This window comes from Paenibacillus sp. Soil522, assembly GCF_001428245.1.
Classification (GTDB): domain Bacteria; phylum Bacillota; class Bacilli; order Paenibacillales; family Paenibacillaceae; genus Pristimantibacillus.
The window spans coordinates 53,925-67,394 of sequence record NZ_LMRV01000027.1 but is presented as its reverse complement, the minus strand read 5'-3'; the positions used below and the strand labels follow the sequence as shown (position 1 = coordinate 67,394).

Below are 13,470 nucleotides of genomic sequence, written 5' to 3'. Positions count from 1 at the left end.
ACGTGTCTGAATTTGGAAGCATCAGCTTTGAAGGCGGATGACGATATCTATTTGCGTGCCGCGCCCCAGTTCACTTGTAACCGTCATACCCGAGCCCGGTCCAAAATAAAGCCTCAAGGAATCGTGGACATGCTGCAGCCCGATTCCCCGCTTCGCCTTGCCTTCCTTGGCATTCAACGTCTGCAGCTTCTCGGGTGCCATGCCCGCTCCGTTATCGCTGATTTCAATGTGCAGCTCGTCCTGGCGCTTCGCAGCCTTAATCGTAATTTCACCTCCGCGGTTAAGCGGAACGAAGCCGTGGAACACCGCATTCTCGACCAGCGGCTGAAGCAGCATCCTTGGTATATTCACCTGCTCCGTACCGGGCTGCACATCAATGAGCAAAGCATATTTCTGCTCGTACCGCATTTCCAGTATCACGATATATTTCTGAATGATTTCGAGCTCTTCCTCAAGCGTGACCATCTGTCCGTTCTTGCCCATGTTCGCTTGAAGCAGTCTGGTCAGAGCCGCCAGTCCCTGATCCGCACGCTCCGTCTCGCGCGCCCGAACGAGCCACCTTAGCGTGCTAAGCGTATTATAAAGAAAATGCGGATGAATTCGGTACGTGACCGCACGCACCTCCGCCTCCAGCTTCTCGTTCTGCTCCTGCCCCACCCGCACCATGAGCTGCTCGATTTCATCCAGCATTTTGTTGAAATGCTTGCTCATCAGTCCAATTTCGTCCGTAGAGGTTAGCGCCGTCCGCACGGATAAATCGCCCTGCTGCACGCGTTTCATCTCCAACGTCAATTGCTTGATCGGTTTTGTAACCCGATTTGCGATCAGAAGGCCAATGAGCACCGCGAGCAATGCAAAGCAGGCCGAGGTCAGTAAAATACGGGTATGCAGCTTGTCCAGCGCGCCCGTTATTTCAACCGTAGGCACCGTACCGACGAGCAGCCAGCCGTTGCTCAGCCTTTGCTTTACGCCATAGTAATGAACGCCGTTATTGAAGTATTCGAATTCAACCTCGTCATTGTGCACGATAAGCTCATGCAAGGTAGAATCCACGACGGTTTGTCCGATTCGCGAGAGGTCGGCAGCGATCATAATTTGCCCATCGGGGTTTACGACCATATAACGGCCGGTTTGTCCAAGCTTAACCTGATTAATCGTATTAATAATGGCCTTGCCGTTCAAATTGACGACAAGAAATCCGATTTGCCGAAGCGACTCAAAATCTTTGAGCGTGCGGCTGATCGGCAGCACAAGATCGGTATTTTCCCCGGCACCGCTGAAGGGATCCTTCCGCAAGGCCTGCCATACCAGCCCCCCATCCTGCTTTTTGGCCTCCGCGACCCACTTTTGCTGATTCAGATCGACTTTGCGCAGCTTAGCAATAGAGAACGTGCCGCTCCCCCAGCCGATCCCGCCTCCTTTAATAATATGAACGACTCTAACGAACGAGCTTGAATATACGACATTATTAAGCAGCGTTTCTAATGATTGCGACATCTCCGCCTGCTTGCTGAGCGGACTTACGCTGAACTGCATCGCCGCTTTCTGGACCTTCAAGTCGCTGTATATTAAATCGGAAGTATCGCTTCCCGCGTTGAAAATAGAAGACAGCGCATCCGCGGTTTGTTTCGTAACCTGAACGGTAGATGCTCTGACATTTCGTTTCACAAGCGCAGAAGATTCCAAATAGAAAGAGAACCCCGATAAAGTAGTCGGAATCAGAATGATCAATAAGAAAGCCAAAATCATTTTCGAAGCAAAACGGTTGGATATTTTCTCGAAACGCGCCATATGCTGTCCACCCTGCTAAAGAAGATACTCATAGTTTACCTAATTCATTGCGATTTACATAGAATGTTATTTAAAGGGAGCAGCGCAGCCTTCAGTCGGCTGCGTTGCTCCCTTATTATACAACGACTATACTTTTAAAATCCGGTACAGCAGCAGCTCCGCTTCCTTCGCTGCCCTCCCTTGGCTTGCTTGGCAGCGTGCCGTTGCCGGAGGAAGGCGCTTTAGCCTTTGCGCCGTTCCCCCTGGTCAATAATGATCATCTCCCAGTAAGCCAGGGATGGAACAGAAATAATGAGATCCGTTCCGCTCCAAGTATAGCTCAATTTCTTGAACATGCCGCCATCCCGGTCAGGAGAAGCCGTGTACACCTTGAGATTCGGAACATCCGTTTGCTTCAAGCCGAGTCCGTAGGTAACCTTGATATTCGTCTGCAGCTCCGGCTCCGCAGCCGCGTTGCGCCAGTTCTCATCATTATTAAGCAGGTTGACCAATTGAATGCTGTCGTACTGCTCGAAGCCTTTGTTGCTGCTGTTATCGCGGGTGATCGTCATGACCGTATTGGCCGCTCCGTCCCTGCTGGTCGCGATTGCCGAGCCGTCGGCTGCGGCAATCGCGACCGCCTTGCCCGCATCCTCTTTGCTGTCGAACAGTAGATTCTCATAGGCTGCAAAAAACTTGTAGTATTCCTTCATCGACTCTTTCAGCGAAGCCTTCATCTTCTTGCTGCGGTTCGGGTAATATTCATGCGCCAGCATATTCGGGCCTTCCCCAAACGATTCCGCCGTGCCGAGCTCGATGTGGGTTGCGCCCATCGCGGCGAGCGCCGCATCCATCAATCTGATGGACGGCTCATTGAAGAAACCGAGCGTCAAGCTGCGCATCGTGATCGTGCCTTTATCCGCCGCTTCATGCTTAAGCGTAACGGTGTGCTTGCCTTCGCTCATGTAAGGAACGATAAAATAAACATCCTCGTTAAACGTATCGCGGTTAGCCGTCGGCGAGAAGTAAATTTGAACCGGCTTGCCCTTCTCATCCAGAACGGGCTTATTATCAATATAGAGCGTCTTGGTCATAGCCGAGCCTTCATTGGAATAGGTGAAGATCAGCGATGTTTCTCCGGCTTGCTCCACATTAATATCGAAAGCCGCTTCGTCGCCCGTATGGCCGAAATTAAGCAGCAGATCTTTATAAATAACGATTGGAGGCGTCGAATCGGCCTTCTCCGCATCGAGCCTTCTGCCGCCTGCCAGCAGGTAATCCAGCTCAATGCCCTCGTCGTCTCTGCCTTCAAGAACGAGCTTTATTTTGTTCGTCCCTGCCGCCAGCGCAGCTGCCGGTACATCAAGCATTGCCCAAGTATCGCCGGTATAAGCAAAGCTAAGCTCCGCTTGCTTCACGTCGTTAATATACAGTGCCCGCACTGCAGGCTGCCTGGAAGCCGCCTTATTCTTGTAGCTTATTCCAAGCGCACCATTTTTCGCTTCCGCCAGATTCAACTCAAACGTCAGGTAGTCGTTCTCATCCCCAAAGCCGGAAACCGTCCCGGTCGTCGTCTTCAAGCCATGATCGTCCGGAGCAAAGGACGCCGCCTCCGCCTCGTATTCCGCTCCTCCGGCAACCAGGCTGTCCAAATTGATATATTGGCCATCCGAGGCCATGACAAGCTCAATCGTATGCTCGCCCGCGGAAAGCTGCGTCTTGATGACCTTGTCAGCCATGCCGCCGTCCCAGCCTCCCGGCGTTACGCCGAATACAACGTCATCGGCAGCCAATTGCCCGTCGACAACGATATCGAAGGCCGGATTGTTGCCCGATCTGTACTTAAACACCAGCTCCTCGGCCGCCTGCTCCAAATTAACGTTGAAAATAACCGTCTGCCCCGCTTTGCCATGATCGTCGGTTTTGCCGAGCGAATAGGTTACGCCGCCCGTCTTCGCCACGACAGGCTCCCACCCAAGCTCGGCCGCTTCCGCTTCATATAAGGTGCCGTCCAGCTCGACGCGGTCAATTGCGATGCCTTCTTGCTCTGTATCCTGCTCCATCTTCAGGAGCACCGTATTTGCGGTCTGATTGCTGAACAAATAGACCGGCACTGTAATAAACGACCATTCCCCGCCTGTTGACGGGAATGTGAAGGCGCCTGCTTTTTTCCCGTTTACATAGATGCTTCGGACTACTAATTCGCCCGCATTGCGGTAATACACCTTCAAATCATATGACCCGCTCGTTCCGACCACTCCCAGCGACAGCTTCGCATAATCTCCTTTTTGCTTAAAGCCGTCCAAGTAGCTGATCTTCTCGGCGCCGTCTGCCGTTCCGTCATGCACTTCAATCTGTGGCGATGTGGCGGGCTTCCAGCCGAATGCCGCCTTCTCGGCTTCGTAGCGCTTGCCGCCAGCCTGCAAATAGTCCAGCTTCATGCCCGCATCCGACACGCCGTTTAGCTTCAATGTGACAGTATTATCGCCTGCATTCAGAGGCACATTAAAGGTTGAGCTGCTCTTGAACGAATCCCAATTGCTCGTCTTCGCAAAGGCGGCGTTCTCCAAAACTGTCACCCCGTTAACGATTAAGTCCCTTGTAACGACAGCCGTTCCCGCGCTATATCCAAACTGCAGCGGATAGGTGCCGCTTTCTTCAGAGTCAACATGAAACGTCACATAGTCCCCTTCGGTTTCGAAGAAATAGACATGACCGTACTTATCCACCTTGCAGCTGATCAACTCGGCGTATTCCGCCTCAAATTCCCGCTCAATCCCTTGTCCGCTTACGACAAGGCTGTCTACGTTCAGTCATAAGTCATTCGTATTCAACTGGAGCACGATTTTGTTCTCGCCTGCTTGGAGATCAGCCTGTACCGTCTTCTGTGCAATAGGATTGCCCCAGCCGGTCATCTCGTCGAACGTCACTTCCGTTTCGAGTGTTTGACCGTTTACGGTCAGCCTGCCGACCGGGCTTCCCGAGCCGTTATCATGGCCGTATTTCAAGGTCAAGTCATAGGTCCCTGCCGTTTCTGCGTTAATGGTCCAAATGATTTGATCCTCGTCTTTTTTGCCAAAATCGCCTACCCAGCCTGCCACCTGATTAATGCGGGATAAAAAATCTACCGTTTTCGCTACATTCGGGATATCGGAGGCCGGAAACGTATCGCCAACCGCCTGCTTGTAGTTCATGTAGCCTGCGATGACCATCGCTTTGCCGCCATTAGCAGCCCTCGTATCCTCGATAACCTTCTTGATGTCGCGGTAATTGTCCTTGTCGGTCCATAGCTCGCTGTAATCGAAGTCCGTCTTCGTACCGGGTCAGGAACCTCTGAGTAACCCCCGTTGCCGCCAACCATGTTGAATGTAACGTCGTTCTTTGAATCGTTATTTTCCGTTAAAGAATCCTTAACGGCATTAATGAGCTCATCATAGCTTCTGGAGAAATAGCGTTCGTTGCCTTCATAATCGTACAAATAATCGTTATCCGCCGCGCCCCACTGGTCAAGGTGAATGCCGTCGAATCCGAAGCCGTTAACGGAGCGGTTAAATTGTTTTGTGATGTAGGACTGCCATTCCGGGTTGCCCGGGTCCTGGAGGTACAAGGCGGAAGGCACCCAATCAAAGAAGAAGCCGTTCTGATACTTAAGCGGATCGGGACTCGGGAATATGGCATTTTTGTTGTAGAGGCCCCATTCCCGCTTGACGCCAAAATCCTCATAGTTTTCCCGGGCCGCATAATTCATCTGATAAGCCATGGCGGCCGAGCCGTATTTTTGAGCCGCTTCCACCTGCTGCTTAACCGCTATCGGATACAAATGCCTGCCGAGCAGATCGGAATAAGAGGTGTTTCCATCATAAGGAGCTGAAATAAAATTTCCATTCGCATCCTTGAGCGGTTTTCCGTCCGCATCCGTTTGAGAGTATACGGATACATCATGCCGCCACATCCAATCGTAAAACTGATAGCCGTTCAAATAGTACTCTTGGGACAGCTGCTTAATCTTCTCCTCGCTCTCTTTAGCAGTTTCGCTCGGAAAGTCCGACGTATAGCCGTATCGCGGAAAATGTGTCCACTCGCTGGATACGTCGACAGCCGCCGTCTTGAAATCACCCGGTCTGCCCTCCATATAAGCCTTCACGATATATCCGCGGAAGTCGGTTTTCGGCGGCTGCCACGACACGGTTAGATCGGAGCTTGTACCCTGCAGCACCGTTATTTTGCGGCTAACCGTTCCTACCAGCTTATTAACGAGATAAAATTCCAAAATAAGCTTGCCGCTAAAACCCTTAGTCTCGTTAAAGGAGAGCGTAAACTTCGCGGTTTCTCCCGGCGCATATCTCGCTTTGCCGATTGTCAGCTTCTTGATCGGCTCGGCTGGAATGGACGACCGCAGGCTTGCTTCCTCCGCATGAACGGAAGGCGGCGGGCCTATAACGGTGAATGAGGGGCCGAGCAGCATAACAAATGACATCGACATAAGTAATAACTTCCGCTTTAACGAACGCTTTGATTTTGACATTGCCAATCTCCTTTTGATTTGGTTTATAGCAAGCGCTTTCAAGCCACATCAAAACCAAGGCGGACGAAAATTCTCATTCGTACCGCTTTGGTCTGTCTGCCTATCGCATGATGCTCTACTTGTAATGAATCGTTAACAGATCCCAGTATTTCAAACTTGGAAGCTTCAGCTTAACATTGCCGTCCTGCTGCTCGAAACTCAGCTTAACAGGCGAACCGTTATAATAGTCCGGCGAGGCAAACATGATGCTGGCTACCTCCCGCTCTGTCTGAATGGTAATGTCTACATCTTTGCGCTCCACAGGCGCCGCCTGCTCGCCTTTGTTGTCTTTCCATTCCATCGTCGTTGCATCTGTGAAGTTAATGAAATGAACGATGTCGCTGCCGTTTTTCCGCTTCGCGAAGGACCAAATCTTGCCTTGCTCAGGCGCTGAAGTAATGGCTGCATCTCCCGTGCCCGAAACGGCCACTTTCGTCTCTTCCAGTCCATCCCGCAAAATATTTTGATAAGCGACAAGGAAGTCGTAATAGCGAATGAGATGCTCTTCCAGCTCAGCCGGAATCGTCAGGTTTTTATTTGGAAAATATTCTTTGGCAAGCATGTTTTCCCCAAGCTCCAGATGGGAGCCGCCGGATGCGAAGATGACCGCATCCGTAAGCAGCACTCCCGGCGTGTTGAACTCCCCGCTTGAGTCGGCCAAATCATAGTTCATGTAAGCTGCAAGCACGGTGTTCAACTTATTTTTGCTGTACTTGCTGTTTTGGTCGATAATGTCCTTCAGGCTGCTGTACTTCGGATGCCCGTCCCATACTTCCGTATAAAGGAACTCGAGAGGCGCCTGAGTAGCCATAAAGGCCTGTCCGTACTGTCCCACCGCATTCATCACATAGTCGACATCCAGCTTCTCCTTCGCTGTTTTCAGGAAAGACACATACCCCTCAGCCAGCTTCGCGCTTTCCCCCTTGGCATTCCACAATGCTCCGCGGTCGCCTAATTGGTCGACATGCCAGCCGTCAAACGGCAGCTGCTTAAACACTTCGGTTTTCTTGTCGATCAGATAGTTCTGCCACTCGGTATTGCTTGGGTCATAAAGCATAATGTCGCTGGCCCAGCTATCCGGCAAGGGATGCTTATCCTGGTTCGTTTGAGTCGGATCCTTGTATAGAGCCCACTCTTTCTTGACGCCGTCCGCTTCCGCGCCCTCGTACGCGCCGAACAGCAGGTTATAGTTCATCGCCATCATATTTTTGCTGTGCGCGAGGTCAATATAGCCCTTGATCGTGTCCAAAGAGACCGGTCTGTTCGCAATATCCGGCCATTCCGCTGCCGGTTTATTGCCGTCCAGCTTCACAGGATCGTGATGCTTGTACTGCCAGTCATAAAATTGGAGACCGTTAACATGGAACCGGTTCAAGCGTTCAATGACTGCCGTCAATTCATCCTTGCTCATGCCGTGGAAGTCGGCCAAATAGCCGTAGCGGGGAAATTTTCTCCAATTCGCGGAAACGTCGACAGCGATGTTCTGATGATCCATCACCTCTCCCTTTGCCGACAGGAACACCTCCGCCATGTAGCCTTTGCCGTCTTCCTTTGGCGGCGTCCAATCCCAGGTAATTTGTCCGCCTTCCGCCTTTACCTCCTGCTCGCCGATCTTCTCGTCAAGATGACGATACTGAACGATCACCTTCGCTTTCGGCTCCGCTTTGCCCAAGTCCAGCTTGAAGCTAACCTTTTCGCCGGGACGGTAAGCGGCTTTGTCTGTGGTCAATCCGCTTATCATTCCTTGGCTGACCACCGTCTCCGCCGCGATCTCCGTTTGTTTGCTGCAGCCTGCTGCCAGAATGACAAAACAGCTCATCACTGCGATGGCAGCCGACTTCATTTTTTTGCGGATCACATTCATCTGTCCTTCCCTGTTCATCTAGTTATCCTTTCACTCCGCCTTCATTAAACCCGCCCTGCACAAATCTCTTCTGGAAAATAATATAGAGCAGTACGGTCGGTACGAGCGCTATAATAGAAGCAGCGAATACCCATGAATAGTTAGTTGCGTACTTGTCGTTGAACATAAGCAGCGCAACCGGCAGCGTCCGCAGCGCCTCTTCCTTGATGATGACGAGCGCCGTGAAATATTCCTCCCATGTGCCTTGGAAGGACAGCACCGCGAGCGTTGCGATCGCCGGCATCGATTGCGGCAAATAAATGTTCCAGAAAATTCGCCAGCTGCCGCCTCCGTCAATCAGCACGGACTCCTCATACTCCTTTGGAATGCTTTGGAAGAAGCCGCGGAGGAAAAACGTACTGCCGACAACGCCGCCGCCGATATAAATTAACCAAAGACCCCAGTACGTATTAACTAAACCAAATGATTTGATTATAAGAAACTGCGGGATAATGTTAATAACGCCGGGAATCATCATCGTCAGAAGAAACACGCGGAACAACAGCTCTTTGCCCGGAAAGTTAAATCTGGCGAATCCGTATGCCGTAAGACAGCCGAGGAACAGGCTTCCCGTCATAGACACGATCGTAACGAGCGAGCTGTTCAGGAAATACCTCGCAAAATTATTTTTGCTCCATACAAGCTGGTAGTTATAAAGATTCGGAATAACCGAAAATACTTCCTTAGGCCTTGGCAGCGAATAAGCCCCTTTAATGAAGCTGGTCATAATCATATAGACGAAGGGGAATAGAAAAGCCAGCGCCCCAAGTACAATAATGCCGTAAACCAGGAGCTGAATATGCCATTTCGTTTTCATCGCTTCCCCCTCCTACAAAAACCGCTGGTTACCGAATTTTTTCATCTGGGAATACGTGAGCAAGAACACGGCGATCCCCATCATGACGGCTACCGCGGATGCATAACCAAAGTTAAAGTTCTTAAATGCCTGCAAGTACATAAGGCTCGGAAGCGTTTGGGTCTGATCCATCGGGCCGCCCCGTGTAATAAAGTAAACCTGCGGGAAAAAGTTAAAGGCGCCGTTAACCAGATTTATAATAACGAAGGCGGTAACAGGGCCAAGCATCGGAACCGTAATGCTCCAAAACTGCTTTGTGCCGTTAGCGCCGTCGATCTGCGCCGCTTCATAATACTCCTTCGAAATGCCCTGCAGGGCTGCCAAATAGATGACGACACCCCAACCAACCGTTTTCCAAATGTGGAACAGCCAAATGACGATCATCGCCGACCAATAGTTTGAAAGAAAATTAACCGGTTCATCAAAAAGGCCAAGCTGTTTATAAAAGATAAAGTTGATCAAGCCGTATTCACCGCCCGCGAACAAGAAGCGGAACAGGAATGCGACTACGATCCATGACGTAATGATCGGCAAATAATATACCGTACGGAACACGATTTTGTGCTTGATAAAATGCATATTGATTAATACTGCAAATACGATAGCGAGAAACCAGTTGATCGGCACCGTTACTGCGACGTTCAAAAACGTATTTCGGATTGCCATCAACACTTTATTATTCGGATCCGTAAAGGCGGATACGTAGTTTTCAAAGCCAATAAAAGGATTTTCTGCATTAGGCATAATACTGTAATCCTGAAAGCTTATAATAATATTTTTGATCATCGGGTAGATGACAAATACGGCAGTACCCAAAACACCAAAAAAGATATAAGGCAAAACCTTTATCCACTGCTGCAAGCCCTTTTTCAACTTTACGCCTGCCGGAATTCGCTGTACGGGTTTCGGCTGCCCTACCACTGGTATAGACATGGTGATGCTCCTTCCTATCTTTCATCTAGAGTGAGCCTTCGTCTACCCTATGCGATAGACGAAGGCTCTGGCCTTGCCGTTACTTCGTTAAGATGGCTTCGATATTTTTCGCTGCCTCATCGAGCGCTTCTTTCGGCGAAAGCTCTCCGCGAATCGCTTTCTCGAATGCAAGGTTAACAATGCCTTCCATCTCGCCGTACTGCGGAATCGGCGTACGCGGCAATGCGGTTTCAAGCTGCTTCACGTACTCGGTAACGAACGGCTGCTCAAGGAAAGCCGGGTCGTTTGCTGCCGTTTTGTTCGTAGGGATAAGGCCAAGCTTGCTCATGATCTTCTGCGGCTCATCGCCAAGCATCCATTTCGCGAATGTCCAAGCTTCTTGCGGATGCTTCGAGTTTGCAAAAATAACGAGGTCCTCGCCGCCTACAACGGAACGGCTGCCGCCTGCGCCTGCAGGAATCAAGCCGCGAACCGTCTGCTCCAGCGGTTTGAACGCGGATTCCACTTCGTTCATGAGAATGCTGAAAAACCAAGGGCCGTCATCGATCATCATGTAATCATTGTTTTTCATGCCGTCCCAAGCGCCCGGCTCTCCGCCAAGAATCGTTGGCGTTACCAAGCCGTCTTTGTTCCATTGCACGATCGTTTCAAGTGCTTTCACGCTCTCCGGGCTGTTCAAGTAACCGTCTGCCTTCGTATAGTCCTCGTTCGTTAGCGAGCCGCCAAGGCTCCAGAAGTAAGGGGATGCCGCCCATACGTTCGCTCCCCCGATGCCAATACCGCCCGGCTTGCCTTTTGCGACCGCAAGCTTCGCTGCTTCTACAAACTCATCCATTGTCGCAGGCGCCGCATTTACTCCGATTTCATCCAATACCGCTTTGTTGTAAATCGCGATTTTTGTATTCGTATTAACCGGCACGCCGTAGTAGCCGCCGTTATAGGCATTCGTTTCCATCGGCGCTTCGAAGGAATTCGCTTTCAATTCATCGAAACCATCGTTTTTGCTGGCATCTTGAAGCGCTCCCATTTTTGCAAACTCCGGAACCCAGATAATGTCCATCCGCATAAGATCAGGTGCCGCATCGCCCGCTACACCGGCAATAACCTGCTCTTTCAAGCCCTCGTACGGCATTCTTGTCAGCTTGAGCTCGATGCCCGGATTCTCTTTCTCGAAGAGAGGCTTAATTTCATCCGTAAGCACCTTCTCTTCTTGATCGCTATAAGTATGCCAGTACTCGATCGTTACCTTCTTACCGTCCGCAGCAGGAGCGTTACCGCTTTCATTTGCCGGAGCGCTGCCTCCGTTATTTGCAGGTGCGTTATTGCCGCCTGAGCATGCCGTAATCGTGAAAGCCATTACCGCCGCCAGAACCCCATAAGAAATTGTTTTATACCATTTCATAGCTTTGACCCTCCTTTTATTTGTGCTGCTCCTTTATTATGCTAAGAACGGACCATTCAAGAAACCGTTTTCATTGCGAAAAAGGTGTCGCATTTTACTCCATTCCAAATGTAAATGTTTGGCTGGAATAAAAAAGGTGCATTATTTTTCTGCTTGAACAGAAAAATAATGCACCTTAAATAACAGTAATTAGATCCCTACTTCACGCGCTTTAAGCTATCCTGTTCATATCCGTTTTGTGTATATATGTTACTTTCCAATCCAATCGGCTCGAGAGGCGCAACCCGGCCTAACGATATACTGGCGCCTTGGACGGGAGCCGCCCATCGCACGCCATTCGCAATCACTCTCAAAACATCGGGGTGATGATAAATCGGGAACGTCTCATGTCCGGGGCGGAAATAAAACAGCTTCCCCTTCCCTCTCCGGTAGCAGCAGCCGCTCCGGAACACTTCCCCGCCCTCGAACCACGAGATGAATACCAGCTCATCGGGAGCCGGAATGTCAAAGCGCTCGCCGTACATTTCTTCCTTCGGAATTTCAATATAATCATTTAGGCCGTCCGCAATCGGATGTCCGTGCTCTATAACCCAAATCCGCTCCTTCTCGCCATCGTCGCGCCATTTGAGATCTCCGGTTTTCGTGCCAAGCAAGCGCTCAAATATTTTCGAGCCATGTCCGGAATGCAGAACGATTAGTCCCATTCCTTCCATAACGCGGGCGCGGACCTTCAGGGCGATGTCGTCCCGCACCTCCGCATGGGCGAGATGTCCCCACCAGATGAGCACATCCGTATTGTGCAGCACCTCGTCGCTTAAGCCGTGCTCGGGTTCATCAAGGACCGCCGTCCTGACTTCAAAGCCGTCCACTGTTTTCAAATAGCTGCCAATCGCGTTATGAATGCCTTCGGGATAGATGCTTGCAACATGCTCATTCTGCTTCTCATGCCGATATTCGTTCCATACGGTCACCTTTAGGTTAGCCATGAATGAGAACCTCCTGTCCGATTGTAATCCATCTTTCTTCCGTGAAGGACTGTACGATGGCGTCGAGCGTTACTTGATTGATGCAGCCATCCTCGATTGTTGCATCGAGACCGTCTCCCTTGCCGTTCAGCAAATCGAAAAAGGACTGCATCTGATTCGCTGCGAACGAGCCGGGAATTTCTATTTTACGGAATTGCTGCTCCTCGCCAAGCTTGATATGAATGGTATCCTCTTCCTCCAGGTTGTAGACGAGCGCTCCTTGCGTACCGTAAATCTCGATCTGCTGATAATTGCCGCGTCCATAGGCGAAACGGGAGATGCTCATCGAGGAGGACGCTCCGTCAGCAAAACGGGCCAGCACATGGCAGAAGTCATCTACATCAACCTCGCCCTTGCCATCGCCGCTTAGCTGGCCGCGCTCCTTCACGATCGTACCCGCATCCGCGATGACCCGAACCGTTTCACCGACGAGAAAGCGTTTAAGATCCAAAATATGAGAACCCAGATCACCGAGCGCACCCGAGCCGGACAGCTCCTTACGGAATCGCCACACGAGCGGAATATCCTCGTTGATACTCCAGCTTTGCAAATATTGACTGTATACGTGATTGATTTTGCCGAGTGCGCCCTGCTCAAGCAGATGCTTCGCATAACGAACCGCGGACTTATACCGATAGGTGAAGCAAACCATATGCGGAAGCGGATCTGAACCTAATGCCAGCCGAAGAATTTCCGCTTCCTTTGCATCAAGCGCGATCGGCTTCTCCAGCGCAAACGGCTTGCGATGCTTAATGGCGTCATATGCGATTGTAAAATGATTAATGTTCGGCGTGCCGATCGTAACGGCGTCCACCTCCGAATCCTTTAACATGTCCAAATGATTTACGTACCTGCGTTCCGGAGGAACGTTCAGTTCCTCTCCTTTGGCCAAAAGCGCTTCTTCATTGCAGTCGCAAATCGACCATACTTCTGCGCTGCCGCTTGCCAATATCCCTTCGATATGAAAGTTCGCGATGCCGCCAAGTCCGATAACGCCGATTTTCAGCTTTTTCATAT

The 13,470-nt window shown here is 50.7% G+C and carries 11 protein-coding genes; all 11 read right to left on the bottom strand.

The window, feature by feature from the left end; translation table 11 throughout:
- Window positions 1–21 precede the first annotated feature (21 nt).
- Window positions 22–1,791, bottom strand: coding sequence for a cache domain-containing sensor histidine kinase (locus ASG81_RS05645; RefSeq protein WP_056630275.1), 1,770 nt, complete (start codon window positions 1,789–1,791; stop codon window positions 22–24).
- 115 nt (window positions 1,792–1,906) lie between these two features.
- Window positions 1,907–2,041, bottom strand: a complete 135-nt coding sequence (locus ASG81_RS33480) for a hypothetical protein (protein WP_268795760.1) — start codon at window positions 2,039–2,041, stop codon at window positions 1,907–1,909.
- Window positions 2,013–4,514, bottom strand: coding sequence for a glycoside hydrolase family 66 protein (locus ASG81_RS05640; protein ID WP_056630273.1), 2,502 nt, complete (start codon window positions 4,512–4,514; stop codon window positions 2,013–2,015). The genes ASG81_RS33480 and ASG81_RS05640 overlap by 29 nt, the downstream gene beginning before the upstream one ends.
- Before the next feature lie 69 nt (window positions 4,515–4,583).
- A complete protein-coding gene (locus tag ASG81_RS05635) occupies window positions 4,584–5,030 on the bottom strand; it encodes a CBM35 domain-containing protein (RefSeq protein WP_235548748.1) in 447 nt (148 codons plus the stop codon).
- Window positions 4,961–6,295: a glycoside hydrolase family 66 protein gene (locus ASG81_RS32515; protein ID WP_056630267.1), complete on the bottom strand. Its 1,335-nt coding sequence runs from the start codon at window positions 6,293–6,295 to the stop codon at window positions 4,961–4,963. Before ASG81_RS32515 ends, ASG81_RS05635 begins: the two co-directional genes overlap by 70 nt.
- 115 nt (window positions 6,296–6,410) lie before the next feature.
- Entirely contained in the window at window positions 6,411–8,216 is a 1,806-nt protein-coding gene (locus ASG81_RS05625) for a glycoside hydrolase family 66 protein (protein ID WP_056630264.1), read from the bottom strand.
- A 4-nt stretch (window positions 8,217–8,220) separates the two neighbouring features.
- The gene (locus tag ASG81_RS05620) at window positions 8,221–9,054 is read right to left on the bottom strand and encodes a carbohydrate ABC transporter permease (RefSeq protein ID WP_056630261.1); all 834 of its coding nucleotides are present in this window, start codon (window positions 9,052–9,054) and stop codon (window positions 8,221–8,223) included.
- A 12-nt stretch (window positions 9,055–9,066) separates the two neighbouring features.
- Entirely contained in the window at window positions 9,067–10,026 is a 960-nt protein-coding gene (locus tag ASG81_RS05615) for a carbohydrate ABC transporter permease (RefSeq protein WP_056630258.1), read from the bottom strand.
- A gap of 79 nt (window positions 10,027–10,105) precedes the next feature.
- Window positions 10,106–11,428, bottom strand: a complete 1,323-nt coding sequence (locus tag ASG81_RS05610) for an extracellular solute-binding protein (RefSeq protein ID WP_056630255.1) — start codon at window positions 11,426–11,428, stop codon at window positions 10,106–10,108.
- Window positions 11,429–11,625: 197 nt separating this feature from the next.
- Window positions 11,626–12,414 carry a ThuA domain-containing protein gene (locus tag ASG81_RS05605; RefSeq protein WP_056630252.1) on the bottom strand — a complete coding sequence of 263 codons (789 nt, stop codon included), beginning with the start codon at window positions 12,412–12,414 and terminating at the stop codon, window positions 11,626–11,628.
- Window positions 12,407–13,468, bottom strand: coding sequence for a Gfo/Idh/MocA family protein (locus ASG81_RS05600; RefSeq protein WP_235548744.1), 1,062 nt, complete (start codon window positions 13,466–13,468; stop codon window positions 12,407–12,409). The genes ASG81_RS05605 and ASG81_RS05600 overlap by 8 nt, the downstream gene beginning before the upstream one ends.
- Between the last annotated feature and the right edge of the window lie 2 nt (window positions 13,469–13,470).

Excerpts from the sequence above, each read along its gene's own strand:
- ASG81_RS05645 (WP_056630275.1), bottom strand. The coding sequence starts at position 1,791 with ATGGCGCGTTTCGAGAAAATATCCAACCGTTTTGCTTCGAAAATGATT.
- ASG81_RS32515 (WP_056630267.1), bottom strand. The coding sequence starts at position 6,295 with ATGTCAAAATCAAAGCGTTCGTTAAAGCGGAAGTTATTACTTATGTCG.
- ASG81_RS05625 (WP_056630264.1), bottom strand. The coding sequence starts at position 8,216 with ATGAACAGGGAAGGACAGATGAATGTGATCCGCAAAAAAATGAAGTCG.
- ASG81_RS05620 (WP_056630261.1), bottom strand. The coding sequence starts at position 9,054 with ATGAAAACGAAATGGCATATTCAGCTCCTGGTTTACGGCATTATTGTA.
- ASG81_RS05615 (WP_056630258.1), bottom strand. The coding sequence starts at position 10,026 with ATGTCTATACCAGTGGTAGGGCAGCCGAAACCCGTACAGCGAATTCCG.
- ASG81_RS05610 (WP_056630255.1), bottom strand. The coding sequence starts at position 11,428 with ATGAAATGGTATAAAACAATTTCTTATGGGGTTCTGGCGGCGGTAATG.
- ASG81_RS05605 (WP_056630252.1), bottom strand. The coding sequence starts at position 12,414 with ATGGCTAACCTAAAGGTGACCGTATGGAACGAATATCGGCATGAGAAG.
- ASG81_RS05600 (WP_235548744.1), bottom strand. The coding sequence starts at position 13,468 with ATGAAAAAGCTGAAAATCGGCGTTATCGGACTTGGCGGCATCGCGAAC.